This is a genomic window from Nonomuraea sp. NPDC049028 (assembly GCF_043197735.1).
GTDB lineage: Bacteria > Actinomycetota > Actinomycetes > Streptosporangiales > Streptosporangiaceae > Nonomuraea.
Genome location: NZ_JBICTR010000003.1, coordinates 411808 through 435172 on the forward strand (window position 1 = coordinate 411808; position 23365 = coordinate 435172).

The following is a 23365-nucleotide window of genomic DNA, read 5'->3' on the forward strand; positions in this document are numbered from 1 at the left end:
GGACAGCGCCGAAGAAGGGGGCCACCGGATGCCGAAGATCGTTGACCATGACGAGCGCAGGCGCGAGGTGCTCTCAGCCGCCCGCCGGGTGATCGTCAGGGACGGCATCGACGCCGCCACGACCCGAGCCATCGCCAAGGAGGCGGGCTACTCCAACGGCGTGCTGGCGCACTATTTCGCCGACAAGGACGAGATCCTGCTGTCGGCGCTGCGGCAGTCCCACCAGCGCATCCGCGAGCGCCTGACACGCAAGATCGAGGGCGCCACCGGCCTGGCCGCCCTGCGTGAGCTGCTGCTGGACAACCTGCCCCTCGACGCGGAGCGTACCCAGGAGACGCGTCTGGAGGTCAGCTTCTGGAGCCGCAGCCTGGCCTCGGAGCGGCTCGCCGAGGTTCAGCGGACCGAGGCCGCCGAGCTCCGCGGCGTTGTACGGACGCTGCTCGGCGAGGCTCGGGCGGCGGGCGAACTCACCACCGACGAGAACCTCGACGACATCACGGAGCGCCTCCTGGCGCTGGTCGACGGGCTCAGCCTGCACCTGCTGCTCTATCCCGGCCGCCTGGCCCGCGTGGACCTGGAGCGCCTGATGCTGTCCACCCTCGACCACCTCTGATCGACCGGGGCATGCGGGCATTGCCGCATTTCGGACGACCGACTACATTGCTCCGCCATGAGCCTCCGCGAGCAGCTGTGCGAGTACGGACAGAGAGCCGTCGAGCAGGGCCTGGTCATCGGCACGTCGGGCAACCTGAGCATGCGCCAGGGCGACCTGGTCGCGGTCACCCCGTCGGGGGTCGCGCTCGACCGGCTGACGCCGGAGATGTGCCCAATCGTGGACATCGAGGGTTACCTGGTCGAAGGCGACCTGCAGCCGTCCTCGGAGACCCCGATGCACCTGGCCGTCTATGAGACCACCGGCGCGCAGGCCATCGTCCACACGCACTCGGTGTTCGGGACCGTCGTGGCCACCACGATGACCGAGCTGCCACCGGTCCACTACAACGCGCTGTTGCTGGGCGGGGTGGTGCGGGTGGCCGAGTACGCGACGTACGGGACGCCGGAGCTGGCGGCCAACGTCCGGGCGGCGCTCGACGGCAAGCAGGCGGCGCTCATGGCCAACCACGGCGGCGTCACCATCGGCGCCACGCTCGAGCAGGCCTTCGAGGCCACCCGGTTACTCGAATGGCTGTGTGAGGTGTACGTGCGGGGGCTGAGCGTCGGCAAGCCCACGATCCTGACCGACGAGCAGCTCGCGGCCGTGATCGACCGCTCCCTCAACCCCCCGGCCTTCCCCCGCCGCGCCACCTGAGGGGCTACAGGTGGGCCGCCTGTTCGGCCAGTCCCAGTGGCAGGCCGCCCGAGCCCGCGATCTTGTCGTGGAACGACTTCAGCGACCCGTCGTACGACTCCCTGATCCGGTCGATCTCGATCGCGCCCGTCAGGTAGGACGGCGCCTGCGTGGGCCAGGCGCAGTAGCGGTTGACCTCCCCCTGCGCTGTTCCGGGCGACAGTGACGCCTTCGTCGCCATGAACGTCTCCGCCTCCTCGATCGACATGTCCTCGCAGTGCAGCGCCGTGTCCACCACGATGCGGGCCGCGCGGAAGATGCGGCAGTCCAGGTGCGCCAGCTCGGTGGCGAGCGTGTCGAAGTAGCCCTGCTCGTGCAGCACCTTCTCGACGTAGAGGGCCCAGCCCTCGGTGAAGTACGGGGTGCGGAACACGTTGCGCACGGTCCGGGTGTTGCTCGCCATGTGCGACAGGTGCCAGTGGTGGCCGGGATAGGCCTCGTGGACGGCGATCGACGGCATCTGGGCCCGCGAGTTCGTCCGCAGGCGCTGCCGTACCTGCTCCTCGGTGAAGCCGTCAGGCGTGTACGGCACGAAGAACACGCCGGTACGCGAGCTGCTCAGCGGCGGCGGCGACAGGTAGTGGGCCACGGCCAGGACCGGCCTGGTGTATTCGGCCGAGGGCAGCACCAGGCACTCCTCCCCTTCGGGGAAGGTCACCAGGTCGCGTTCCCTGACGAACTCGCGGGCCCGGTGGGTCTCGGCCTCGTACTCGGCCCGCATGTCGGCCAGTGTGGCGGGATGGTCGTCCATCAAGGACTCCATCGCGGCGCGCCAGTCCTCGGTGCCGTTGAGCCGCCTGGTGACCTCGCGCATCCGCGCGTCCAGCGACGCCCAGGCCGCCTCACCCTTTTCGTGCAGCTCGGCGGCGCCGTACCCGAGCAGTTCGCGCTCGCGCAGCAGCGTCGAGTAGAGCCGCTCGCCCATCCGCCAGGTGCCGCCGCACTTGAACTCTTCGAGGAAGGTGACGAACGCATCGAAAGCGGCGGCGGCCGGCTCGGCGGCGGACGCGAGCCGCGCGCGCAGCTCCGGGTCCGTCACCATCGACGGGATGGTCTTGGTGAGGAAGTTGCGCCCGGTGCGCGCCTGCCCGAGGCCGCGCTGGACGAGCAGCGGCGCCGCGAGCTCGGCGTCGAGGTTGGCCCGGCAGGCGGCCAGCACGTCCGGCACCTCGGCCAGCCGGGAGAGGGCGGCGGCCACCAGCTCGGGCTCGGGCTTGAGCCGCCGCTGGAACGGCGTGAACATGGAGGTGAAGATCGCCGACAGGTAGACGGCCGGGTCGCGCCGCCAGTCCGGCCAGGAGGCGAGGGCGATGGAGCCCCTCAGCTGAGACAGGACGAGATCCCTGTCGATCGCGTCGTCCGGTGCCGGCGTCTCCAGTCTGGAGAGCCGGTCCAGCCAGACGACCTCTTCCCGCTCACGGGCGGCGAAGGCGGCGGCGGTGAAGTCACCGAGCGTGTGATCGTAGCCGTCGGCTCCCAGGGTGCTGGCGACGACGGGACGACCGGAAAAGTACCACTTGAGAAACTCGTCCACGTCCGCACAATATCCTGGGCATATGCCCCTACAGATCACCGGCGCGCTCGGCAACCCCGACCTGATCCGCCTGCCTTGGGAGGTCCCTCTCGCCGACTGGCCGACGCATCACATGGTCGACCTGCCGCGCGGTATCTCGCGGCACGTGGTGCGGTTCGTGCGGCTGTCCGGCAACGTGTACGCGATCAAGGAGATCAGCGAGCGGTACGCCAGGCGGGAGTACCAGCTGCTGTGGGACCTGGCCAGGCTCGACGCGCCGTCGGTCGAGCCGATCGCCTTCGTCACCGGCCGGGACGAGGGGCTCGACGCGGCGCTGATCACCCGGCACCTGCAGTTCTCGCTCCCCTACCGCGCGGTCATGTCGGGCACGCTGCGGCCCGACACGCTCACCCGGCTGCTGGACGCGCTGGCCGTGCTGCTGGTGCGGCTGCACCTGATCGGCTTCTACTGGGGCGACTGCTCGCTGTCGAACACGCTGTTCCGCAGGGACGCGGGCGCCTTCGCCGCCTACCTCGTGGACGCGGAGACCGGCGAGATGCATCCGATGATCAGCGAGGGCCAGCGGCTCGGCGACATCGAGACCGCGCACATGAACATCTTCGGCGAGATGCTCGACCTGGAGGCGGGCGGGCTGCTGCACCCGTCGATCGACCCCATGGACACCGCCGAGGACATCGTGACCCGCTACCACCGGCTGTGGAACGAGATCACCCAGGACGAGATCATCGAGGAGGTCGACTGGCACCGGGTGGAGCAGCGGATCAGGCGGCTCAACCTGCTGGGCTTCGACGTGGCCGAGATGATGGTGCGGCGCAAGGTCGGCACCGGGCGGCTCATCGTCCGGCCCAAGGTGGTCGACGCCGGGCACCACCAGCGGCGGCTGCTCCGGCTGACCGGGCTCGACGTCGAGGAGAACCAGGCCAGGCGGCTGCTGAACGACCTCGACGGGTTCCGGGTCGCCAAGGGCCTGCGGCACGAGGACGAGGCGATCGTGGCGCACCGGTGGCTGGCCGAGGTGTTCCAGCCGACGGTCGAGGGCATTCCGGCCCGGCTGCGCGGGAAGCTGGAGCCCGCGCAGCTGTTCCACGAGGTGCTGGACCACCGGTGGTACCTGTCGGAGGCGGCCGGGGCCGACGTGGGCATCGCGGCCGCCGTGAAGTCGTACGTGGACAAGGTGCTCGTCCACAAGCCCGACGAGAAGGCCCTCCTGCCCGAGGAGCCGGGCGGCCTCATGGAGGAGGCGGACGACCTGCTTGAGGAGTCGGACCTTTAGGAGTCGGACCTTTAGGAGTCGGACCTTAAGGAGTCGGACCTTAAGGAGTCGGACGGAGTTCAGTAGGCGACCGTGATGCGCCGGCGCGGGTGCTCGCCCTTCTCCACCTCGTCGGCGATCGCGATCGCGTAGTCCTCGGCGGAGATGCGGCTGTTGCCCTCGGCGTCCGTGAGAAGCTGGTCGCCGCCGACACGGAAGTGTCCGGTGCGCTCTCCGGGCGCGATCTCCGCGGCCGGGGAGACGTAGGTCCAGTCGAGGTCGTCGACCTCGCGGTAGAGGCCGAGAGCGCTCCGCTGGGCCAGCGCTTCCTTCTTGTACATGTCCGGGAAGCCGGGCGTGTCGACCAGGTCGACACCGGGCGCCACCTCCAGGCCGCCGGCGCCGCCGACGACGACGAGCCGCCCGACCCCGGCGGCGCGGACGCCGTCGATGAGGGCGCGATGAGCGTCGAGGAACGGCCCCTCGGGCTCGCTCCCGTCGCGGGGCGGAGCGATCGCGCAGATCACGGCGTCATGGCCGCGGCCCAGCGTGGCGGCGTCGCGCACATCTCCCTTAACCGGTCCCGACCTGCTGACACCGGTCACCTCGTGGCCGCGGGCCGCCAGCTCGGCGGCGATGCGCTGACCGACCATGCCGGTCGCGCCAAAGAGAAGAATTTTCATATTCTCCAGAGTATCCATTGGATACTGGCGAGCTGGGCCGAGAATAATGTGAGCAATACTCTTAAATGTCGCAAGCAATACCCCTAATCAGGAAATCTCCGTCGCGGTTAGGTTTTTCTCCACCTTGGCCGTAGACATCTTTAACCTCATACATATCTCGCTTTATCCGATCACCCGGCCGTCATCCGCCGCTCCTACGCTGTCCCAGTCCTCATGACGGCGTGGGAGGGTCACGTGCTGGGACTGGATGACTGCCTGACCGAGGTCATGGCGATACCAGGGGCGTTGGACGCGATGCTGGTGGACCAGACGAGCGGCATGGCCGTGGCCATCAGCGGACCGCCGCAGGGCGTGGACGCCGAGAGCTCCGCCGCCGCCCTGACCGAGACACTGCGCGCGACCATGGACGGCCTGGCCCGCTCCTGCCCCGGCGAAACTGTCCGGATCGACGACATGCTGGTCACTACCGACAAAGGCCATCATTTACTGAGATTCCTCGAAACGGTATTCGAGGGGCCGCTCGTCATTTACCTGCGCCTCGACCTGGAACGGTCGAATCTCGCCCTGGCGCGATACCGCCTGCTGAACATCTCCCGCCAATTGCTCACCTGAGCCATGGCACCGCTGGACACGCTTCTGACCGGTCTAGCCCGTGAACGGGCCACGGGCGCCCTCCGCGTGGGCCGGGCCGGGACGATCTTCCTCAGCGAGGGCCGGGTCACGTACATGGAGTGCGCCCAGACCCCCGGCGTCGAGCGGCTGCTGGCGGCGCGCGGGCGGCTGCCGGAGACGGCGCTGCGCAGGCTGCAGGCCGACGGGGGCTGCGCGCGCCTGCTGGAGGAGGGGCCCGTCACGCTGGGCGAGCTGCAGTACTGCGTGCTCGGGGCCGTCCTGGACGCCGCGTTCTTCCTGCTGCCGGCCGGCGGGTCGCGGCCGAAATTCCGGCCGGGCGAGCAGCACTGGCTGGGCGGGCAGTGGTTCTTCGACGTGGCGGGCCTGCTGCGGGAGTGCGCGCGCCGCCGCGCCTATCTCGCGCAGATCTGGCCGTCCGCGCAGCTGGACACGGCTCCGGTACGGCCGGCGCAGTGGCTGCCGGGCAGCGGGGTGACTCTGGACTCGGTCCAGTGGGAGGTCCTCACCGGGGCCGGGGCCGAGGCGACACCGCTCGACCTGGCCAAGCGGATCGGCAGGTCCGGCTATTCGGTGCTGCTGGCCGTACGGAGGATGGCGGCGGCCGGGCTGCTGGCACCGCCCGTGGAGCCGACCACCACCACGCGCGCCCCGGAAGAGAGCGCGACGAAGACCGGTGAGCACAGGGCGAAGACCGCCGGAGACGGGCAGGGGGCGCTGCCGCAGCGGGGGCGCGTGGCCGCCGGCCAACGACCGCCGCACGATCCCCGCACCCCGGGCCTGCCGCTCGGCCCGCCGGTCACGGCGGACCCCACGGACCTGGCCCTGCTGATGCGCCTGAAGAAGGCGCTGGAGGAGCTGACATGAGGTTCCCCCGCCCGCAAAGGAGGCCACCGGTGGAGCTGCGTGAAGAGGTGCTCAGGGAGATGGTTCTCCTGCGCGAGCGCACTCCGGACATCAGCGGGAGCGTCGCCTGCACGGTTGACGGCATGAGCATCGCCTGCGACAACGCCGACGACAGTGGCGAGCAGGTCGCCGCGCTGTCCGCGGCGCTGCTCGCGCTGAGCAGGCGAATGACGATCATGACCGGCCAGGGCGTACTGGAGGAGACGCTCATCTCCGGCACCGCCGGCTTCGCCGCCTTCTACGCGGCGGGCCCCACCATCGTCCTCGCAGTCCTGGCTGAGCCCGGCACCAATCTCGGGCTGCTCCGGCTGGAGGGGCGCAAGACGGCGGCCAGCGTGGCCGCCATCTCAGCACGGATTCACTGAGCTTGAACGGAGGAAGGCATGGCCAGCATGGACGTCTCTCTCAAGGAGATGATGACGATCGACGGCTCGCTCGGCGCGGTGATCGTCGATCACGGCAGCGGCATGGCGCTGGGGGCGCTCGGCGGCTCCAAGGACCTGGATCTCCAGGTCGCCGCGGCGGGGAACACGGAGGTGGTCAAGGCCAAGCTGCGCACGATGGACTCGCTGGGGCTCAAGGACTCCATCGAGGACATCCTGATCACGCTCGGCGGCCAGTACCACATCATCCGGCCGATCACCGGCCGCGGCGGCAAGGGGCTCTTCCTCTATCTCGCCCTGGACCGGGCGCGGGCCAACCTGGCCCTGGCCCGGCACCAGCTCCGCGGGATCGAGGAGAAGCTGGAGGTCTGAGAGATCCGGTGGCTCGCGTCCGGGCGCGGCGGACACGAGCCACCGACCTCCACCGATCCCTGAACAGCCTGGTCCCTGAACAGCCTGATCCCTGACCGGCCTGATTCCTGGTGCGTCAGCTCGTGGTGAGCTTGGTGATGGCGCCGACGATGTCCGGCCAGAGCGGCCGGGGCAGGTCGTGGCCCATGCCGGGGAACGTCAGCAGCGTGGCGCCTGGAATCGCCGCCGCCGTGGCGTGGCCGGCGGCAACCGGGACGAGCCGGTCGGCCTCGCCGTGAATGACCAGGGCGGGGATCCCCAGCGTGCCGAGCTGCTCCGTGCGGTCGCCGGAGGCCATGATCGCGGCCAGCTGCCGGGTCGTGCCCGGCGGGTCGAAGCACCGGTCGTACGCCTGGCCGGACAGCCGGAGGATGCGTTCCCGGTCCATGTCGAAGCCGGGCGAGCCGATCACCGCCCACGTCCTCAAGGACTGGGCGAGCACGGCGTCCCGATCGGTCGGGGGCGCGGCGAGCAGCACCGCGCTGGCCTCCGGCGTGGGCGGGGCCACGTCCGGGCCGGGCGTCGACATGATCGAGGTAAGGGTCAGGACCCGTTCGGGGTGCCGGATGGCGAGCGTCTGGGCGATCATGCCGCCCATCGAGGCGCCCACGACGTGGGCGGCGGGCCAGCCGAGGACGTCCATCAGCCCGGCCGCGTCGTCGGCCATGTCGTCCAGCAGATACGAAGAGGACGTCCCCAGTGTGGGAACGCCCTCGTCGTGCAGGTGTGTGGAGAGTCCGGAGTCACGGTTGTCGAATCTGACAACGTGATGGCCCTGCTCCGCCAGGAGCTCGCAGAGCTCGTCGTCCCAGTGGATGAGCTGGGCGCCGAGCCCCATGATGAGGAGCAGGGGACGTCCGCCGGGTGAGCCGAAGGTCTCGTACGCGATCTCGATGCCGTTCGCGGCTGCAAGCGTGGTCACGAGGTCAGAATGACATTCTGTTTCCCGCGACGCAAAGACCGCCGGCTCCGAAACCGACGACCATCAAGGCCGTCGGCTCCGGACCTGACGGCCGTCAGCAAGACCGTCTTCGGACCTGACGGTTGTCAGCGCCGGACGAGCTTGCGGATCCGGTCGCGGCCGACCGTCACGCCACCGCCGAACATCGCCAGCGCGACCGCCGCGGCGGCGCCACCGATGGCGTTCGACTCGACGATCTTCTCCTCAGCCTTGTCGGCCTTCTTGGCGGCCACCGGCACGGCCTTGGCGGGAGCGGGCTTGACCGCGGCGGGCTTGTCGCCCTCGGCCACGATCTTCGGGGGCTTGGCGGGGTTGCGGTCCACGACGGCGTACGCACCGGTCGAGAAGGGCTGCGGGTAGTTCTTCTTGCCCGGACCGCTACCCCACTTGGTGATGACGTAGTCGATCTTGATGTGGCCCGCGCCACCGTTGCCGTCCACGCCCAGCGTGCTGGAGTTGAAGCGGCCACCGGTCAGGGCGGCGAAAGTCTTGGCGTCGAGGTCGAGCATGACGCCGCTGGAGGACGGCACGCCCGGACCGCGGTCGCCGACGAAGAAGGGCATCTTCTTGCCCTTGTAGACGACGTAACCCTCGGTCATGAGCGGCCAGCTCGGGCTGGCGGCGAGCCCCTTCTGCATGGGCTTGCCGCTGGCCGGCAGCCCGGTGTCCCCGGCGCGGCCGGAGGAGTCGTCCCAGAAGTAGGACGCGGTGGTCTTGCCCTTGAGCAGGACCTTCTTGTCGTTGCCGGTGTCGGCGTGTGCGGCGGTGCCTGCGCTGATGGAGATCGCGCCTACGAGGGCGGCGGTGAGCATAGCAGAGCGAACAGACATGAAGCAGTGAAGTCCTTTATACGGGAAAAGGGGATCGCGCTCGTGAAAGGTGGGCGTAGCCGGGCAAGACGCCAAACGGTCGCTACGCGGAGCGTGGAAGAGCGGGGGGAAGGCGCCGGTCAGTCTGCGGACGACAACACGCGGGCTGGCGGCACGACGCGGGGGTTACGCATGCGGTAGGTGTCCTCTCCATCTCGCCTACCGGGTTAGCTGACGGGTTCGGACGTGGAGATGCCCTACCGACCGAGGTCGGATTCACCCCTAAGGAACGTTGGTTCCCCGGTTCCCGCGAGCGGGATTCGGCGCCTGCCGGTTGGTACTCCCCTGTTGAAGCCCCAAAGTCACCGGCTGGTAACTCCATGAACTATAGGTACCGAACCGGACAAAGGCAAACATAAGCCCATGAAACGGGCGAAGATCTACCTAGAGGGTCAAGAAAAAAGGGGGGTACGGCATGCCGTACCCCCAGAAAAGCTCAGGTCAACCGCCGCTCTTCCGCCTGAAAGAACGCTTGCTGGCGGCGGGCCCGTGAGCGCCGTGAATCTTGGAAGGGTCGTTGCCCCTGCCACCCGCGCTCGAGTCAGCATGCTGGTTACGCTTGCGCTCCAGCGCCTCGCGGAACTTGCGCTTCATCTCGTCCTCGGGAGTTTCGTCGACTTCCGGCTCCGGTGTTTCCGCCATGAGGACCTCCTGGTGTTGGGGACAAGGACAGCTTCGCATGACGGCGCTCAGGACGCGAAACTGGCCTCGACCTTGGGCTGTGGGGTTTCCCGGTCGATCCGCACACCGGGCATGGCGATCAGGGCGACCAGCGCCACGAGGGCGCCCGCGACCCCCAGCGAGGGAATGACCAGGGCCGCGGCCGAGGCGTGCGCGGCGGCCAGTCCGTGCAGCGGCGCCTCGGTGGCGATGACGGAGGTGTAGGCGGTGCCGGCCAGGGCCAGGGCGACCGAGCCGCCGATCTGGCGGAAGAACGTCAGGTTGGCCGAGGCCGTACCCATGTACTGGGGCGGCACCGAGTTCGACACGGCCACGGTCAGGCCGGAGAGCATCGGGCCCATGCCGAGGCCGATCAGCGCCATCCACCCGACGAGCACCCAGGGCGGCGTGTCCAGCGTCAGACCGGCGCACAACAGCGTGCCCACGACCAGCAGGAACGGCGCCGCCACCAGCCACGGCTTGTAGACGCGCGTCCGGCTGATCAGCGCGCCCACGACCATGCTGCCCACCACCATGGCCAGGGTCAGCGGGTAGATCCGCAGCCCCGACTCGGTGGCGCTGGCGCCGAGCGCCTCCTGGAAGTAGCGCGGCAGGAACACCACGCCGGCGAACATGCAGAAGGCGGTGAAGAAGGAGGTCACGTTGACCAGCGTGTACGTACGGTTCCGGAACAGGTGCATGGGCATGATGGGCGCCTCGGCCCGCATCTCCACCACCACGAACACCACGAGCGACACCAGAGCCAGCACGATCGGCCCGATCACCGGCACGCTGGTCCAGGTGTGGCCGTCGAGCCCCTTCTCGGTCAGGCCGATGAGCAGCGAGCTGATGCCAACTGTGAAGACCCCGATGCCCAGGTAGTCGGGCCGTCCGCCGCCATGTCCCGGCCGGCGCGGCAGGCGCAGCACGATGATCGCGATCAGCACCAGGCCGATCGGCACGTTCACATAAAAGGCCCAGCGCCAGCTCGCGTGGTCGGTGAAGAGCCCGCCCAGGAACGGCCCGGCGAGGTAGCTGAGCGCCATCACTCCGCCCATCGCGCCCTGCACCCGGGCTCCGCCCTTCTCCGGCGGGAACAGTTCGAGCACCAGGGCGATCGACAGCGGCAGCAGCGCGCCCGCGCCCAAGCCCTGCAACGCGCGGAACAGGATGAGCTGCGTCATGTCCTGCGCCACCCCGCATAGCGCCGACCCCAGGAGGAACACGGACATGCCGATCAGCAGCAGCGGCTTCCTGCCGTGCTGGTCCGACAGCCTTCCATAGAGGGGCACGGTCACGGTCGAGGTCAGCAGGTAGGCCGTGACGACCCAGGTGTAGAGATCGACGCCGCCCAGTTCCGTGATGATCCGCGGCAGGGCCGTACCGACGATCGTCTGGTCGAGCATTCCTAAGAACATGCCGCCGAGCACGGCGACCAGCAGGAGGCCATCGCCTCTGCGCTTCGTGTCAGTATTCACGTGTGGAGAGTGACATGTAAGGATTGACATGTCAACACTTTGCTATGCTTGCCGACATGTCCCTACGGATCGCGCTGCTCGGGCTCCTCGACGCCAAGGGGCCGGCCAGCGGCTACGACCTGGCGAAATCCTTCGAGCGGTCGCTCAATCACGTCTGGCAGGCCGGGCATACGCAGATCTACCCGGAGCTGGTGAAGATGGCCGCCGACGGGCTGGTGGCGGTCGAGTCGGAGGGGGCGCGCGGACGGAAGATGTACGCGATCACGCCCGAGGGCGCGGAGCAGGTGCGCTCCTGGCTGGTCGAGCACGAACCGGTCGGTGCGATACGCAGCGAGGTGGCCCTCCAGGCGTTCCTGCTTCCGCTGCTCGACAGGGAGTCGGCCATCGCGGTGGTCGAGCGCATCAGGGCGGGGTTCCAGCAGCGGCTGGCCGTCCTGGAGTGCAAACCCGAGGACGGGTCGAGGCTCGGCCGGTACGCGCTCAACCTCGGCCTCACACAGGGCCGTTCGGCGCTCGCCTGGGCCGATGAGACCCTGGCCGAGCTGCGCGGGCTGGAGCCGGCCGACCAGCCGGCCCCAGCCCACTTGCTATAGAGCTAAGAAGCGTCCAGCTAAGAAAGCAGGGACAGCTCCTCGGCGGTGAGGACGAGGTCGGCCGCGGCGGCCGAGTCGATGATGCTCTCCGGCCTGCTGGCCCCCGGGATGGGGATCACCACCGGGCTGCGCGCCAGCTCCCAGGCCAGGCAGACCTGCTGCGGCGACACGCCCCGCGCCGCCGCCACCGTGCCGAACGCCGTGTGCTTGCCGCCGAGCTCGGACGCCGAGCTGATGCCGCCCAGCGGCGACCACGGCAGGAACGCCACCCCGAGCTCCGCGCACACGTCGATCTCCGGCTCGCTGGTCCGGAACTTCGGCGAGTACTCGTTCTGCACACTGGCCAGCCGCCCGCCCAGGATCTCGTGGGCGAGCCTGATCTGCTCCGGATTGGCGTTGGAGATGCCCGCCATCCGGATCTTCCCCGCGTCGAGCAGGTCGCGCAGGCCGCCGAGCGTCTCCTCGTACGGCACGGCGGGGTCGGGCCGGTGATGCTGATAGAGCCCGATCGCCTCCACCCCCAGCGCCTTCAAGGAGCGCTCGCACGCCTCGGCCAGGTAGTCCGGCCGGCCATTGACCTGCCACCCGCCACCCTCTATGCGAGTGTGGCCGCCCTTGGTGGCCACGAGCACGTCGCCGGTGTCGCCGCTCCAGCTCGCCAGGGCCTTGGCCACGATCCGCTCGTTGTGACCCACCTGGTCGGCCGACGGTGTGTAGGCGTCGGCGGTGTCGATGAGGGTGACTCCCGCGTCGAGCGCCGCGTGGATGGTCTTGATCGACTGGGCTTCGTCGGGCATGTGCCCCGCTACGGACATGGGCATGGCGCCGAGCCCGATGGCGCCGACATGGGCCTGGCCAATAGATCGTGTGTTCATGAACCCATCCTCCTCATGCCGCGGAGTCAGGTCGAACCGGGGTCAGGCGCCGGCAAAGCGGATGGTCACGTGCGAGCCATCGCAGAACGGCTTGTTCCTCGAGCTTCCGCACCTGCAGAGCGTGACCCGGTTGCGTACCTCGTAGTCCTGGCCGTCGGCCGAGGTGACCGGAATGCCGCCGCGTACCCAGATCGGCCCGCCCACGCCCGCCACCTCGTCCTCGACGATGCCGATGGACGGCGGCAACTCGGGCTCGATCGGCGCGCGAGACGCCCAGGCGGTGAGCCGGCCCGACGGGCAGTGCGCGGCCTGTCGCGCGGCGGTCTCGCCCTGTCCGGGGATCTTGAGGAGCTTCCATACCTGCCCGTCCGCATCGCAGAAGCGGGCGAAAGCACAGAACGCGGGCGCGTCGGTGAGCGCCAGCTCGGGCCCGGTCTGCTCCTCCGCCTGCCCCAGGTATGACCGCTGCGAGGCGGTCTCCGTGCCGTCGAACCGGACCCGCTCGTGGCTGCCGTCGCAGTAGGGCTTGTTCTGCGAACGGCCGCAGCGGCAGAGCTCGTACGACTCCGCGACCGGATATTCCTCGCCCTGGATCCACTTCGTCGACTGGCCCATCGCGTCGCCGCCGATGACCTGCCTGGCCATGGGGACCGATCCGGTCACCACGTAGGGACCGTCAGGCGTCACCTCGATGCGCATACGTCTCCACCTCCCGCGGGCGGGGGGCCGTGGACCATGCTTCCCGGCAGGCATCGGCCGAAACCCGCAGGCTGAGGCCGGTCTGGCCGCCTGTCTAGTCGCGGATGTTCTGCGCCAGCTGGGCGAGAATCTCCTCGAACGAGGCGGTCTGCTCCTCGCTGAGGCCCACGCGCAGGCGGGTGTCGAAGGCCATCGCCACCTCACGCAGCCGGTGGAACAACCGCTCCCCCTCCTCGGTCAGCTCGACCACGTGGACGCGCCGGTTGGCGGGGTCCCGGCGGCGGGTCAGCAGGCCGCCGCTCTCCATCGCGTTGAGGTGATGGGTCAGCGTCGCCCCCTGGATGCCCACCGCCTCGGCGAGCTCGCGCTGGTTGCCCAGTTGCCGGGACTTGATCGAGATGAGGATCTGCCAGACCGGGGCCGACCCGCCGACGGAGGCGAGCGCGTCGTCGAAGGCCCGGCTCACGGTCCTGGCGGTGTTGGTGAGCAGCAGGCCGATCGGTGGCCGGAAGGGTGGCATCATGCCGCCGAGTTTAGCGTGCCATCTAATCGTTTGACATCTAATGCTTCGATATCTATCGTCAAGGGCATGCAGCCAAACCCTTCCCTCAATGGCAAGGTCGCGGTCGTGGCGGGGGCCAGCCGCGGCATCGGTGCCGTCACCGCTCGCGCCCTGGCCCAGGCCGGCGCCGCCGTGGTGCTCGGCGCCCGCGACACGCAGGCGGTCGAACAGGTCGCCGCGGACATCCGCTTCGACGGCGGGCAAGCGCTGGCCGTATCCCTTGACGTCGGTGACGCGGCGTCGAGCGAGCGGCTGGTCCAGCGGGCGCTGGAAACCTTCGGCCGGCTGGACGCGGCCTTCAACAACGCCACCGACGGGCCGATGCCCGCACCGCTGGCCGACATCGATCCCGACGAGTTCGACCGGGGCATTCGCACGAACGTGCGCGGCACCTTCCTCGGCATGAAGTACCAGATCCGGGCCATGCTCGCCTCGGGTGGCGGGTCGATCGTCAACATGGCCTCGCTCGCCGGGCTCCAGGGCCACTCGGGCCTGAGCGCGTACGTGGCGGGCAAGGCCGGGATCATCGGACTGACGAAGGTGGCCGCGCTCGACTACGCCGACCAGGGCATCAGGGTCAACGTGGTCGCCCCCGGCCCGATCCTCACCCATCACCTGGAGGCGGCGGGCGAGGAGGCGCAGCGCCTGGCCGGGCTGTCGACGCCCATGCGGCGCATCGGCCGGTCGGAAGAGGTGGCCGCGGCGGTCGTGTGGCTCTGCTCCGACCAGTCGTCGTTCATCACCGGAGTGACCTTGCCCATCGACGGCGGGCAGGCGGCGGGCAACAAGCCCCCGCGCATGTACCGCCAGGGCCAGCCTATGGAGAGACAGGAGATCTGATCATGACCATCGACCAGCGACTCGACGAACTCAGCAGGCAGTGGATGGAGGCCGAGCGCCGCGGCGACACCGCAGCGCTCGACGCGCTCGCCGTGCCCGACTTCACCCTGGTGGGGCCGCTCGGCTTCATCCTGAACAAGGACCAGTGGCTGGCGCGCTACCGCGGTGGCGGCATGGTCACGCACGAGATGAGCTGGGCGGACGTCACCGTACGGGAATACGGCGACACGGCGGTGGCCATCGGCGTGCTGGCGCAGCGCGCCGCGTACCAGGGCACACCGGCCGACGGACGCTTCCGCGTCACCCAGATCTCGGTCAAGGACGGGGACCGGCGCCTGCTGGCGAGCCTCCACTACAGCCCGATCGCGGCGCCGCCGGCCCGCCCCTGACCCCGCGACGTCAGCGGCCGGGCTCCTCGAAGAGGGCCTGGGTGGCGGCGAAGGTCTGGGCGGTCACGTCCTCCTCGGCCTGCCGGGCCGCCTCCATGAGGGCCTCGCACAGCGCCTCGGAGCCCAGCCGCATCGCTCGCGGCGCGATGTGCACGCTCGCCAGCCCGCCGCTGGGCAGGACCTCGACCGTCACCTGCCCGTCCGCCGCCACACCGCGCCCCCTGGCCGACTCCAGTCGGCGCCCCACTTCCTCGAACTGAGCCGTCTGTACCGCGAGCTGCGCCAGCGCCCGGTCGATCTCCGGATCGCCGCTCCTGGGTATGGTCATGCCGGCTCCTTATCGGTGGAGGATGAACGCCCGGGGGGCGTGCGCCAAAGCGGATCGGAGCGATCCCTGGACGGACATGTCCCCGTTGGCGACCAGCGCGTAGAGGGTCGCCGCCGACGTGGTCCGCCGGAAGAAGTTGCCCATGGGACCGGTGCCGAGCATGGTCTCGGTGAATCTGGTGGCCGGGATGAACTTGCGTACGTCGCGCAGGGCCTTGATACCGCCGTCATAGGCCAGTTCGGCGACGAAGTGCTTGCCCGCGTACTCCCACAGGTTGCCCATCGGCTGGCCGGTGGCGGCGGAGCTCGCCGCGTGCACGCCGGTCTTCACTGTGGCCCACACGACCGAGTCGGCCACGGCGTCGAGTCCTTCGCGCACCGCGTACGTGCCCACGTTGAACTTGCCCACCTTCGCGGCCAGGATGGTCTTCATCAGCTTCTGGAAGATCGTCTTCTCCAGCCTGGCCCGCGCCACGAGCCACTTGAACACGCCCTCGGCCGCGATCCTGGCCGCCGGGTAGAGATAGCCGAACATCATGGTGAACGCCATGGCGGCCAGCTGGGTGCCGATGATCTTGAGCTGTTCCCGGTGTTCCTCCACCGCGTCGGCGTAGTCGTCGCAGCCGTCGGCCAGCTCGTTCAGCGCCGCCCGCATGGCGGCGTAGCGAGGGGCGAGCTGGTCGGGCCACACGTCCGCGAAGCGGTCGACCGACCGGCTGTCGTTCGTCTTGAGCACGCCCGCGACCCCGCTCTCCGTGTGCTGCGCGAGCGTGCCGATCGCCTTGGCGAACTCGCGCAGCTCCGTCGCGCGCGCCCGCAGGTTGGACACGTCGGCCACGGGCACGTGTACGTCGGCGAACCAGGCGAGCGCCTGGAACGGATCGAACATCAGGCACCTTCCCTGGCCGGCGGCGTCACGGGGATCGGCGCGTCAGGGAGGTCCAGGGCCGCGGGAAGGGACGCGATGATGTCCTGCTCCAGGTAGTCCCAGAGTTTCTCGAGGCTGCGCAGATTGCCGGCCGCTGTGAAGTTCTTCTCGGCGATGGCGTCCATGTGATGGGTCAGGGCGGCGTAACCGGCGTGGTACCACTCGGCCCAATCGATACCCTCCTCGTCGCCGCCGACGAGGCCGGAGGTGCTTCCCAGCTTCCAGGAGTTCAGGCGGCGCTCCACGACGTCGTCGCCCAGCTTGTCGAAGAGTCCGGCCAGCTCGCGAATGGAGTTCCAGTCGATCTGCACCTGGCCCGACGCGCCCGGCGGCCCGCCGGGCGTCGGGGGCGGGGTCGGGGTCGGGGTGTACGAGGGGGTGGGCGTCGGCGTGGGGCTCGACGCGTCCGGAGGGGTGCTGGACGGCGGGCTCGATGGCGTGGGGGTGCCCGATGGGGAAGGGGTGTCCGACGGAGTCGGGGTCGCCGTGTCCGACGGGGTCGGGGTGGGTGTGTCCGACGGGGTCGGGGTCGCCGTGTCCGACGGGGTCGGGGTGGGCGTGGGTGTATCCGTGGGCGTGGGTGCCGGGGAGTCCGTGGGCGTGGGTGTCGCGGTGGGAGTGTCCGACGGGGTGGGGGTGCCCGTGGGACTGGGCTCCTCAGTCGAATCCGCCATTTACCTTCCCCCATTACAAATACGTTAATTCGCGACATAAGCACGCTAGTGACAGAAAATTACTCACACGTTAATAAATCCGTCACCAGGGTTAATTTGCTGACATCCAAGTCGGCAGCTCGCGCAACAAACCACCCAGCCGATCGACCGATTCCCGCTCGGCAACCCCGCGCATGGCCGACACCTCGACCCGTTCGCACACCTCAGCCGCCTCGATGAGCCCGACGGTCGCGCAGCTGCCCTTCAACCGGTGCGCGAGCGCGGCCACCCGGGCCAGGTCTTGACCGCGTTCGGCTTGGCGGAGCTCGTCATAGATCGCCATGGCCGTCGAGAGGAACACCTCGGCGATCTCCGTGATATCCCCCTGCGACAGCCCCGCCAGCTCCGGCGGGACCTCTGACGTGGCGGCCCACAGCGGCACCTGGGTCACGACGTACTGCCAGTCCACCGGCTTGGCCAGGTGGTCGTCCATGCCCGCCGCCAGGCAGCGAAGCCGGTCGTCCGGCATCGCGGCGGCGGTCATCGCGATGATCGGCGTGCGCGGCTCCTCGCGCCGCCTGATCTCGGCGGTCGCGGCCAGGCCGTCGAGAACGGGCAACTGGCAGTCCATGAAGACCAGGTCGTACCCGCCCAGGAGCACCGCCGCCACGGCCTGCTTCCCGTCGGCGACGGAGTCGACGTGGTGGCCCGCCCTCCGCAGGACCAGCTCGGCCACCTGGCGGCTCACCTCGTCGTCCTCGGCGACCAGGATCCGCGCCGGTGCGGCGCCGTCGACCGGCGCATCCGGCGTTTCGCCGCCCTGCGCGGAGGCAGGCACGGAACCCGGCCCAGCGCCCTGCGCGGAGGCAGGCACGGAACCCGGCCCAGCGCCCTGCGCGGGAGTCAGCGCGTTCTCTACGGCGGCGAGCAGCCGGCGGCGGCTGAGCGGCCGGGTCACCGACTGCACGGTCCGCTCGGCCACCGAGATCGGCCAGGCGCGCCCCGGGCGCCCCGGTGTGACGAGCACGACGACACCGGCGTCTCGGAGCAGCGGATCGGCCGGCTCCCCGTCGGCCAACGCGAAATCGAGGTCGAGGTCGATGACCGCCAGGTCGAACGGACGTCCCGCCGCGGCGCCGGCTCGCAGGGCGGCCAGGGCGGCCGGGCCGTCGGAGGCCGTCTCCACCACCAGACCGGCATCGTCCAGGATGCGCCCGGCCAGCGCGAGGTCCTCCGGCCGGGCGTCGGCGACGAGCACCCGCCGTCCGCGCAGCGCGGGCGCGGCCGGGGCCGACCACGTCAGTACGTCCACCGGCAGCGTCACCCAGAACCGGCTCCCCACTCCCTCGACGCTGTCCAGCCCGATCTCACCGCCCATCAGCTCGGTGAGCTGCCTGCTGATGGCCAGGCCGAGGCCGCTCCCGCCGGTCCGCCGGGTGATCGGGGAGTCGACCTGACGGAAGATGCCGAAGACCCGCTCCAGGTCGCCCTGCCCGACGCCCACACCGGTGTCGGTCACCGTGAACCGCAGCGTGACCCGGTCGTCGCCGGGACCGCCTTCGTCGAGGGTCACCTCCAGGTCGACGCCACCCTTGACGGTGAACTTCAGCGCGTTCCCCACGACGTTGGTGAGCACCTGCCCGAGACGTACCGGATCGCCGAGCACCTGTTGCGGCAGGCTGTCGCCGAGCCGCGAGGTGAGCCAGAGCCCCTGCTGGTAGGCGTGCGGCGCGAACGGGGCCACCACCTCGTCGCAGAGCCGGAGCAGGTCGAACGGCACCGACTCCACCTCCAGATGCCCCGCCTCGATCTTCGACAGGTCGAGGAAGTCATCGAGCAGCCGGAGCAGGCTCCGCGCGGATTCCTGCGCCGTGCTCGCGTAGTGGCGTTGCTCGCCGTCGAGCCGGGTCTCCAGCAGCAGGGAGTTCATGCCGAGGACGCCGTTGATCGGGGTGCGGATTTCGTGGCTGATCTTGGCGAGGAACTCGGACTTGGCGCCGGACGCGCTCACGGCCTCGTCCCGGGCCACGGCCAGCTCGGCGGCGTACCGGGCGAGCGTCCGTTGCGCCCGGCGCCGGCCGCGCGTGGTGTGGATCTGCAGGCCGAACCCGATGAGGATCAGCAGCGCCAGGACGGCGGCGATCGACAGCACCCGTACCCGGAGTTGCTCGGCCGAGGCGAGCGCCGCGTCGGCGGGCACCTCGGCGGTGACCGTCCAGCCGACGTCGGGGATGGGCTCCGACGCCGACAGCACCTTCCCGCCGGCGTCGTGGTGGGTGGTGAAGAGGGTACGGCCGGCCAGCGCCGCGTCCACCCTGGGGTCCTCGCGCAGGGAGGTGAGGGCGTAGAGCTTCCTGCCGGGGTCGGCGACGAGCACGCCCGACTGGTCGGTGATGAGCAGCCGGATCCCCTGCGCCTCGGCGGCCTGCGAGGCGAAGTCCTGGATGGCGTCCAGGCTGTAGACGACGGCCAGGACGCCCAGCACGCTCTTGCCGTCGGCGCTCGGGATCACGGCGGCCGCGGCGACGGCCCTGGACACGCCGCGCATCGTGGGCGTGTACGCCTGGGAGATGTAGGGTCGCAGGCGATCGCGGACGGCGACGTACCAGTCGGTGCTGCTGACGTCCTGGGGCAGCACGCTCGTCGGCTCGGCGCCGGCGATGTCGCCCCGGAGCCCGATCACGATCACGCCGCCGACTCCGGCGCGCATCCTGCCCAGTTCCTCGCGGAACCCGATCATCGTCTCGCGGCTCACCGCCTTGCCAGAGGTCGCCGCGGCGCGCACCGCGGGCCGCTGGGCGTACGCGCTGACGAGCTGCTTGAGCGAGCCAAGCTGCTGCTCCACCACGACCCGGCTGACCGAGGCGGTGGTTCGCACCCGGTCGCCGACCTCGTCGCCGACCGCTTCCGCCGACAGCGTGATGCTGGACGAGGTCAGCAGCGCCAGCGGGAGCAGGCCGAGCAGAATCCACAGCGCCGTCACTGCCAGGAGCCATCCGCGCTCTCTCACCAGTGATCACCTCCCCCACGGCTCACCGGCCGCTGACACGCATCACACAGTAGGAGGGAAGAGCTTGGGGCGAAGCCCCGCCCTGAGCAAAAGGAGCAGAAGGCGATTGGTTGTAACACGACATCCCTAAGATGCCCGCGTCGATCACAGTCGAGCTAGGAGTGTGGCGATGCCTGGAGCGGCGGACATCACCGTTCTCATCGTGGACGACGACCCGGTCGTGACCTCCGCGTTGCACGCCCAGGTGAACCGTGTCTCCGGGTTCAAGGTGGTGGGGATCGCACACACCGGACAAGTGGCGCTCGCCGCCGCCCACCGGTTCGCGCCGCGGCTGGTGCTGCTGGACCTGCACCTGCCCGACCTGCCCGGGCTGGAGGTCGCGCACCGGCTGCGGCGCCCGGACCAGCCACCCACCGACGTGATCGTGATCTCCGGCCACAAGGAGTCGGCCGCGGTGCGCGCGGCCATGCAGCGCGGCGCCCTCTACTACCTGGTCAAGCCGACCAGGGCCGGGATTCTGGAGCAGACGTTGCTGCGGTACGCGGCGACGGTCGAGCAGTTGGGCTCGGGCGGCAGGTTCGTCGAGCAGCAGGAGATCGACCGGATTTTCCGCTCGCTGCATCTGGACGCGTCTCCCCGGGCAAAGAGCATCTCGGCGGCGACCGAGCAGGCGGTGCTCGACGGGCTGGCCGCGGCCCAGGACGACCTGTCGGCGCACGAACTCGCCGAGGCCATCGGCGTCAGCAGGGCGACCGCCCGCCGCTACCTGGAACACCTGGTCGAACGGGGACAGGTCGAGGCCAGGCTGAGGTACGGACCGACGGGCCGCCCGCAGCACCGGTACTGGGTGCGGTGAAGCCGGTCAGGGCGCTGCTCGCCGTACTCGCGTGCCTGGCGCTGGCGGCCTGCGGCTCCTCCGGAGAGCCAGCGTTCCCCGAGGGCTCCACCATGGCCCGCGTCCAGCGAAACGGCCTGCTCACGGTGGGGATCAAGTTCGACTACCCGCTGTTCGGGTTCAAGGATCCGGACAGCGGGCGGATCACCGGGTTCGACGCGGAGATGGCCAGGATGGTCGCCAAGGACCTAACCGGCAGTGAGCGCAACGTCCGCTTCGTGGAGACCCTGCCGGTCCAGCGCGAGGACTTCCTGCGGCAGGGGGTGGTGGACCTCGTCATCGCCACCTACTCCATCACGCCGGCCAGGAGCCAGGTCGTCGGTTTCACCGAGCCCTATTACCAAGCCGGGCAGGACGTGCTGGTCAGAGCCGGGGACAAGCGCATCGACGACGTGGCGGACCTCGACGGCCGGGCGGTGTGCACGACCACCCGCTCCACCTCCCTGGACCGGCTGCGGGACCGCGTGCCCGGCGCCCGACTGGTGGTGGTCGACAACTCCAGCGAATGCGTGCCCGCCCTCACAGCCGGCCGCATCGACGCCATCAGCACCGACGACACGATCCTGCTCGGCCTGGTGAACCGGCGGCCGGACGCGCTCAGGCTGGTCGGCCGGCCGTTCGGCCGCGAACCGTACGGCATGGGCGTCCGCAAGGAGGACGTGGTGTTCCGCGACTACCTCAGCGGGCTGATCGGGCGCTGTCTGCGAGACGGCCGGTGGGATCGGGCGTTCAGGGACACCATCGGCCTGTCCGGCGCGACCGCCGCACAGGCCAAGCCGCCCGTCACTCGCTGACGGCCGGTCAATCACTGAGCAGAACGCGCACAACCCTCTGCGTGACACAAGCCGCTCCTACCGTTGCGCCAACGCGGACGGAAGGAGCATCACCCGTGTCCGATCAAGGGCTGGTCGTCCTCGACCAGGTCAACAAGCGCTTCGGCGATCATCACGTGCTCAGGGACGTCGAGCTGAGCGTACGGCGGGGCGAGGTCGTGGTGATCATCGGCCCGTCGGGCGCCGGCAAGTCCACCCTGTGCCGCGCGATCAACCGGCTGGAGACCATCGACTCCGGCACCATCACGATCGACGGCACGCCGCTGCCCGAAGAGGGGCGGCAGCTGGCCCGGTTGCGAGCCGAGGTCGGCATGGTGTTCCAGTCGTTCAACCTGTTCGCGCACAAGACGGTCCTGGAGAACGTCGTGCTCGGGCAGGTCCACGTACTGAAGAAGAGCAGGGCGGACGCCGAGAAGAAGGCGTACGAGCTGCTGGAGCGCGTCGGCATCGGCGGCCAGGCGGGCAAGTTCCCCGCGCAGTTGTCAGGTGGCCAGCAGCAGCGCGTCGCGATCGCCCGCGCGCTGGCCATGGAGCCGAAGGTGCTCCTGTTCGACGAGCCCACCTCGGCGCTCGACCCGGAGATGGTCAACGAGGTGCTCGAGGTGATGACGGCGCTGGCCCGCGAGGGCATGACCATGGTCGTCGTCACGCACGAGATGGGCTTCGCCCGCCGGGCCGCGGACCGCGTGGTGTTCATGGCCGACGGCGAGATCGTCGAGCAGAACGCCCCGGACGACTTCTTCGGCACCCCGCGCAGCGAGCGCGCCAAGTCGTTCCTCGCCAAGATCCTCACTCACTAAGGACGCGTCATGTTTGGAAGATCCCTTTACGCGGTGTTCGCCGTCGTCGCCCTGACCGCCACCGCCACTGCCTGCGGCGGCGGCCAGGACACCTACGACTCGGTCGTGGACAAGGCCAAGAACGACAAGAAGCTGGTCATCGGGGTGAAGGCCGACCAGCCGGGGCTCGGCCTGCGGACGCCGGACGGCGGCTTCTCCGGGTTCGACATCGAGGTCGCCAAGTACGTGGCCAAGTCGCTCGGCGTCGAGGCCAAGGACATCACGTTCAAGGAGACGGTATCGGCCAACCGGGAGGCGTTCCTGCAGCAGGGCCAGGTGGACATGGTGGTGGCGACGTACTCCATCACCGACGCGCGCAAGCAGAAGGTCTCCTTCGCCGGGCCGTACTTCGTGGCCGGTCAGGACCTGCTGGTCAGGGCGGACGACACGGCGCTGACCGGCCCCGACACGCTGAACGGCAAGAAGCTGTGCTCGGTCGCCGGCTCGACCCCGGCGCAGAAGGTCAAGGAGAGCTACGCCAAGCAGGTGCAGTTGCAGGAGGAGCGGACCTACTCCGCGTGCGTGGACCGGGTGCTCGGCGGCCAGCTCGACGCGATCACCACGGACAACGTGATCCTCGCCGGGTACGCCGCCCAGCACACCGGCAAGCTCAAGTTGGTCGGCAAGCCGTTCAGCACGGAGAAGTATGGCATCGGGCTCAAGAAGGACGACTCGGCGGGCCGCAAGGCCGTCAACGAGGCGCTGACCACGATGTTCGCCGACGGTAGCTGGAAGAAGGCGCTGGAGAGCAGCTTCGGCGGAGCCGGCTTCACCGTGCCGGAGGCCCCGAAGCTGGAGCAGTACTGA

The 23365-nt window shown here is 69.6% G+C and carries 28 protein-coding genes and 1 riboswitch; of the genes, 15 read left to right on the forward strand and 13 right to left on the reverse strand.

Annotated features, from left to right (window positions below; genetic code table 11):
- The first annotated feature begins 28 nt into the window (after positions 1-28).
- The gene (locus ACGFJ2_RS12780) at positions 29-613 is read left to right on the forward strand and encodes a TetR/AcrR family transcriptional regulator (protein ID WP_393467580.1); all 585 of its coding nucleotides are present in this window, start codon (positions 29-31) and stop codon (positions 611-613) included.
- A 57-nt stretch (positions 614-670) separates the two neighbouring features.
- The gene (locus ACGFJ2_RS12785) at positions 671-1309 is read left to right on the forward strand and encodes a class II aldolase/adducin family protein (RefSeq protein ID WP_393467582.1); all 639 of its coding nucleotides are present in this window, start codon (positions 671-673) and stop codon (positions 1307-1309) included.
- Positions 1310-1313: 4 nt separating this feature from the next.
- Here the strand turns inward: ACGFJ2_RS12785 and ACGFJ2_RS12790 are convergent, their stop codons facing one another.
- Positions 1314-2882 carry a DUF885 domain-containing protein gene (locus ACGFJ2_RS12790; protein ID WP_393467584.1) on the reverse strand — a complete coding sequence of 523 codons (1569 nt, stop codon included), beginning with the start codon at positions 2880-2882 and terminating at the stop codon, positions 1314-1316.
- A 22-nt stretch (positions 2883-2904) separates the two neighbouring features.
- Here ACGFJ2_RS12790 and ACGFJ2_RS12795 point away from each other — a divergent pair, with 22 nt between their 5' ends.
- The gene (locus tag ACGFJ2_RS12795) at positions 2905-4155 is read left to right on the forward strand and encodes a DUF4032 domain-containing protein (protein ID WP_393467586.1); all 1251 of its coding nucleotides are present in this window, start codon (positions 2905-2907) and stop codon (positions 4153-4155) included.
- Positions 4156-4214: 59 nt separating this feature from the next.
- Here the strand turns inward: ACGFJ2_RS12795 and ACGFJ2_RS12800 are convergent, their stop codons facing one another.
- The gene (locus tag ACGFJ2_RS12800; RefSeq protein ID WP_357956151.1) at positions 4215-4817 is read right to left on the reverse strand and encodes an NAD(P)H-binding protein; all 603 of its coding nucleotides are present in this window, start codon (positions 4815-4817) and stop codon (positions 4215-4217) included.
- 234 nt (positions 4818-5051) lie between these two features.
- On the opposite strand from ACGFJ2_RS12800, the gene ACGFJ2_RS12805 reads away from it, so the two are divergent.
- Genes ACGFJ2_RS12805 through ACGFJ2_RS12820 form a run of 4 tightly spaced genes read left to right on the forward strand, consistent with a single transcriptional unit; the run spans position 5052 to position 7108 of the window.
- Positions 5052-5429 (forward strand): roadblock/LC7 domain-containing protein, encoded by a 378-nt coding sequence (locus ACGFJ2_RS12805; protein WP_357956153.1) that lies wholly within the window; start codon positions 5052-5054, stop codon positions 5427-5429.
- Positions 5430-5432: 3 nt separating this feature from the next.
- On the forward strand, positions 5433-6314 hold the full coding sequence (locus ACGFJ2_RS12810) for a hypothetical protein (protein ID WP_357956155.1): 882 nt from the start codon (positions 5433-5435) through the stop codon (positions 6312-6314).
- Positions 6315-6343: 29 nt separating this feature from the next.
- Positions 6344-6718 carry a roadblock/LC7 domain-containing protein gene (locus ACGFJ2_RS12815; RefSeq protein WP_357956157.1) on the forward strand — a complete coding sequence of 125 codons (375 nt, stop codon included), beginning with the start codon at positions 6344-6346 and terminating at the stop codon, positions 6716-6718.
- A gap of 18 nt (positions 6719-6736) precedes the next feature.
- Positions 6737-7108: a hypothetical protein gene (locus ACGFJ2_RS12820; protein ID WP_357956160.1), complete on the forward strand. Its 372-nt coding sequence runs from the start codon at positions 6737-6739 to the stop codon at positions 7106-7108.
- 115 nt (positions 7109-7223) lie between these two features.
- On the opposite strand, the gene ACGFJ2_RS12825 is transcribed toward ACGFJ2_RS12820, so the two are convergent.
- The 4 genes from ACGFJ2_RS12825 to ACGFJ2_RS12840 all read right to left on the reverse strand — a co-directional run bounded on the left by ACGFJ2_RS12825 (position 7224) and on the right by ACGFJ2_RS12840 (position 11115).
- Positions 7224-8069: an alpha/beta hydrolase gene (locus ACGFJ2_RS12825; protein WP_357956162.1), complete on the reverse strand. Its 846-nt coding sequence runs from the start codon at positions 8067-8069 to the stop codon at positions 7224-7226.
- A 125-nt stretch (positions 8070-8194) separates the two neighbouring features.
- Positions 8195-8938 (reverse strand): hypothetical protein, encoded by a 744-nt coding sequence (locus ACGFJ2_RS12830; RefSeq protein ID WP_393467590.1) that lies wholly within the window; start codon positions 8936-8938, stop codon positions 8195-8197.
- 180 nt (positions 8939-9118) lie between these two features.
- Positions 9119-9253: riboswitch (cyclic di-AMP (ydaO/yuaA leader) on the reverse strand.
- A 165-nt stretch (positions 9254-9418) separates the two neighbouring features.
- Entirely contained in the window at positions 9419-9619 is a 201-nt protein-coding gene (locus tag ACGFJ2_RS12835; protein WP_357644044.1) for a DUF5302 domain-containing protein, read from the reverse strand.
- A gap of 47 nt (positions 9620-9666) precedes the next feature.
- Entirely contained in the window at positions 9667-11115 is a 1449-nt protein-coding gene (locus tag ACGFJ2_RS12840) for an MDR family MFS transporter (RefSeq protein ID WP_393467592.1), read from the reverse strand.
- A gap of 56 nt (positions 11116-11171) precedes the next feature.
- Between ACGFJ2_RS12840 and ACGFJ2_RS12845 the strand changes: the two genes are divergently transcribed.
- Positions 11172-11708: a PadR family transcriptional regulator gene (locus tag ACGFJ2_RS12845; RefSeq protein ID WP_357956171.1), complete on the forward strand. Its 537-nt coding sequence runs from the start codon at positions 11172-11174 to the stop codon at positions 11706-11708.
- A gap of 17 nt (positions 11709-11725) precedes the next feature.
- Here ACGFJ2_RS12845 and ACGFJ2_RS12850 read toward each other — a convergent pair whose 3' ends face one another.
- From ACGFJ2_RS12850 to ACGFJ2_RS12860, 3 genes are all read right to left on the reverse strand, one after another.
- The gene (locus ACGFJ2_RS12850) at positions 11726-12583 is read right to left on the reverse strand and encodes an aldo/keto reductase (protein WP_357956173.1); all 858 of its coding nucleotides are present in this window, start codon (positions 12581-12583) and stop codon (positions 11726-11728) included.
- A 42-nt stretch (positions 12584-12625) separates the two neighbouring features.
- A complete protein-coding gene (locus tag ACGFJ2_RS12855; RefSeq protein WP_393467596.1) occupies positions 12626-13282 on the reverse strand; it encodes a CDGSH iron-sulfur domain-containing protein in 657 nt (218 codons plus the stop codon).
- 94 nt (positions 13283-13376) lie between these two features.
- Positions 13377-13805, reverse strand: coding sequence for a MarR family winged helix-turn-helix transcriptional regulator (locus ACGFJ2_RS12860; RefSeq protein WP_357956179.1), 429 nt, complete (start codon positions 13803-13805; stop codon positions 13377-13379).
- Between the two features lie 66 nt (positions 13806-13871).
- On the opposite strand from ACGFJ2_RS12860, the gene ACGFJ2_RS12865 reads away from it, so the two are divergent.
- Together ACGFJ2_RS12865 and ACGFJ2_RS12870 are read left to right on the forward strand one after the other, a co-directional pair.
- Positions 13872-14684 (forward strand): glucose 1-dehydrogenase, encoded by an 813-nt coding sequence (locus tag ACGFJ2_RS12865; RefSeq protein ID WP_357956180.1) that lies wholly within the window; start codon positions 13872-13874, stop codon positions 14682-14684.
- Positions 14685-14686: 2 nt separating this feature from the next.
- Entirely contained in the window at positions 14687-15073 is a 387-nt protein-coding gene (locus tag ACGFJ2_RS12870; protein ID WP_357956182.1) for a nuclear transport factor 2 family protein, read from the forward strand.
- Between the two features lie 10 nt (positions 15074-15083).
- Here the strand turns inward: ACGFJ2_RS12870 and ACGFJ2_RS12875 are convergent, their stop codons facing one another.
- Genes ACGFJ2_RS12875 through ACGFJ2_RS12885 form a run of 3 tightly spaced genes read right to left on the reverse strand, consistent with a single transcriptional unit; the run spans position 15084 to position 16639 of the window.
- Positions 15084-15401, reverse strand: coding sequence for a YbaB/EbfC family nucleoid-associated protein (locus tag ACGFJ2_RS12875; RefSeq protein WP_357956184.1), 318 nt, complete (start codon positions 15399-15401; stop codon positions 15084-15086).
- Between the two features lie 9 nt (positions 15402-15410).
- Positions 15411-16289, reverse strand: a complete 879-nt coding sequence (locus ACGFJ2_RS12880; RefSeq protein ID WP_357956186.1) for a hypothetical protein — start codon at positions 16287-16289, stop codon at positions 15411-15413.
- Positions 16289-16639: a hypothetical protein gene (locus tag ACGFJ2_RS12885; RefSeq protein WP_357956189.1), complete on the reverse strand. Its 351-nt coding sequence runs from the start codon at positions 16637-16639 to the stop codon at positions 16289-16291. The genes ACGFJ2_RS12880 and ACGFJ2_RS12885 overlap by 1 nt, the downstream gene beginning before the upstream one ends.
- On the opposite strand from ACGFJ2_RS12885, the gene ACGFJ2_RS12890 reads away from it, so the two are divergent.
- On the forward strand, positions 16617-17030 hold the full coding sequence (locus tag ACGFJ2_RS12890; RefSeq protein WP_393467601.1) for a hypothetical protein: 414 nt from the start codon (positions 16617-16619) through the stop codon (positions 17028-17030). The two genes, ACGFJ2_RS12885 and ACGFJ2_RS12890, sit on opposite strands and share 23 nt — an antisense overlap.
- Before the next feature lie 63 nt (positions 17031-17093).
- On the opposite strand, the gene ACGFJ2_RS12895 is transcribed toward ACGFJ2_RS12890, so the two are convergent.
- Positions 17094-19991, reverse strand: a complete 2898-nt coding sequence (locus ACGFJ2_RS12895; protein WP_393467603.1) for a response regulator — start codon at positions 19989-19991, stop codon at positions 17094-17096.
- 169 nt (positions 19992-20160) lie between these two features.
- Between ACGFJ2_RS12895 and ACGFJ2_RS12900 the strand changes: the two genes are divergently transcribed.
- From ACGFJ2_RS12900 to ACGFJ2_RS12915, 4 genes are all read left to right on the forward strand, one after another.
- Positions 20161-20847 carry a response regulator gene (locus ACGFJ2_RS12900; protein ID WP_393467604.1) on the forward strand — a complete coding sequence of 229 codons (687 nt, stop codon included), beginning with the start codon at positions 20161-20163 and terminating at the stop codon, positions 20845-20847.
- On the forward strand, positions 20844-21680 hold the full coding sequence (locus ACGFJ2_RS12905; RefSeq protein WP_393467606.1) for a glutamate ABC transporter substrate-binding protein: 837 nt from the start codon (positions 20844-20846) through the stop codon (positions 21678-21680). The genes ACGFJ2_RS12900 and ACGFJ2_RS12905 overlap by 4 nt, the downstream gene beginning before the upstream one ends.
- A gap of 95 nt (positions 21681-21775) precedes the next feature.
- Entirely contained in the window at positions 21776-22519 is a 744-nt protein-coding gene (locus ACGFJ2_RS12910) for an amino acid ABC transporter ATP-binding protein (RefSeq protein WP_308016144.1), read from the forward strand.
- Positions 22520-22528: 9 nt separating this feature from the next.
- Positions 22529-23365 carry a glutamate ABC transporter substrate-binding protein gene (locus ACGFJ2_RS12915; protein ID WP_225292269.1) on the forward strand — a complete coding sequence of 279 codons (837 nt, stop codon included), beginning with the start codon at positions 22529-22531 and terminating at the stop codon, positions 23363-23365.

Excerpts from the sequence above, each read along its gene's own strand:
- ACGFJ2_RS12780 (WP_393467580.1), top strand. The coding sequence starts at position 29 with ATGCCGAAGATCGTTGACCATGACGAGCGCAGGCGCGAGGTGCTCTCA.
- ACGFJ2_RS12785 (WP_393467582.1), top strand. The coding sequence starts at position 671 with ATGAGCCTCCGCGAGCAGCTGTGCGAGTACGGACAGAGAGCCGTCGAG.
- ACGFJ2_RS12795 (WP_393467586.1), top strand. The coding sequence starts at position 2,905 with ATGCCCCTACAGATCACCGGCGCGCTCGGCAACCCCGACCTGATCCGC.
- ACGFJ2_RS12800 (WP_357956151.1), bottom strand. The coding sequence starts at position 4,817 with ATGAAAATTCTTCTCTTTGGCGCGACCGGCATGGTCGGTCAGCGCATC.
- ACGFJ2_RS12810 (WP_357956155.1), top strand. The coding sequence starts at position 5,433 with ATGGCACCGCTGGACACGCTTCTGACCGGTCTAGCCCGTGAACGGGCC.
- ACGFJ2_RS12820 (WP_357956160.1), top strand. The coding sequence starts at position 6,737 with ATGGCCAGCATGGACGTCTCTCTCAAGGAGATGATGACGATCGACGGC.
- ACGFJ2_RS12830 (WP_393467590.1), bottom strand. The coding sequence starts at position 8,938 with ATGTCTGTTCGCTCTGCTATGCTCACCGCCGCCCTCGTAGGCGCGATC.
- ACGFJ2_RS12835 (WP_357644044.1), bottom strand. The coding sequence starts at position 9,619 with ATGGCGGAAACACCGGAGCCGGAAGTCGACGAAACTCCCGAGGACGAG.
- ACGFJ2_RS12845 (WP_357956171.1), top strand. The coding sequence starts at position 11,172 with ATGTCCCTACGGATCGCGCTGCTCGGGCTCCTCGACGCCAAGGGGCCG.
- ACGFJ2_RS12850 (WP_357956173.1), bottom strand. The coding sequence starts at position 12,583 with ATGAACACACGATCTATTGGCCAGGCCCATGTCGGCGCCATCGGGCTC.
- ACGFJ2_RS12855 (WP_393467596.1), bottom strand. The coding sequence starts at position 13,282 with ATGCGCATCGAGGTGACGCCTGACGGTCCCTACGTGGTGACCGGATCG.
- ACGFJ2_RS12860 (WP_357956179.1), bottom strand. The coding sequence starts at position 13,805 with ATGATGCCACCCTTCCGGCCACCGATCGGCCTGCTGCTCACCAACACC.
- ACGFJ2_RS12865 (WP_357956180.1), top strand. The coding sequence starts at position 13,872 with ATGCAGCCAAACCCTTCCCTCAATGGCAAGGTCGCGGTCGTGGCGGGG.
- ACGFJ2_RS12870 (WP_357956182.1), top strand. The coding sequence starts at position 14,687 with ATGACCATCGACCAGCGACTCGACGAACTCAGCAGGCAGTGGATGGAG.
- ACGFJ2_RS12875 (WP_357956184.1), bottom strand. The coding sequence starts at position 15,401 with ATGACCATACCCAGGAGCGGCGATCCGGAGATCGACCGGGCGCTGGCG.
- ACGFJ2_RS12880 (WP_357956186.1), bottom strand. The coding sequence starts at position 16,289 with ATGTTCGATCCGTTCCAGGCGCTCGCCTGGTTCGCCGACGTACACGTG.
- ACGFJ2_RS12890 (WP_393467601.1), top strand. The coding sequence starts at position 16,617 with ATGGAGTTCCAGTCGATCTGCACCTGGCCCGACGCGCCCGGCGGCCCG.
- ACGFJ2_RS12900 (WP_393467604.1), top strand. The coding sequence starts at position 20,161 with ATGCCTGGAGCGGCGGACATCACCGTTCTCATCGTGGACGACGACCCG.
- ACGFJ2_RS12915 (WP_225292269.1), top strand. The coding sequence starts at position 22,529 with ATGTTTGGAAGATCCCTTTACGCGGTGTTCGCCGTCGTCGCCCTGACC.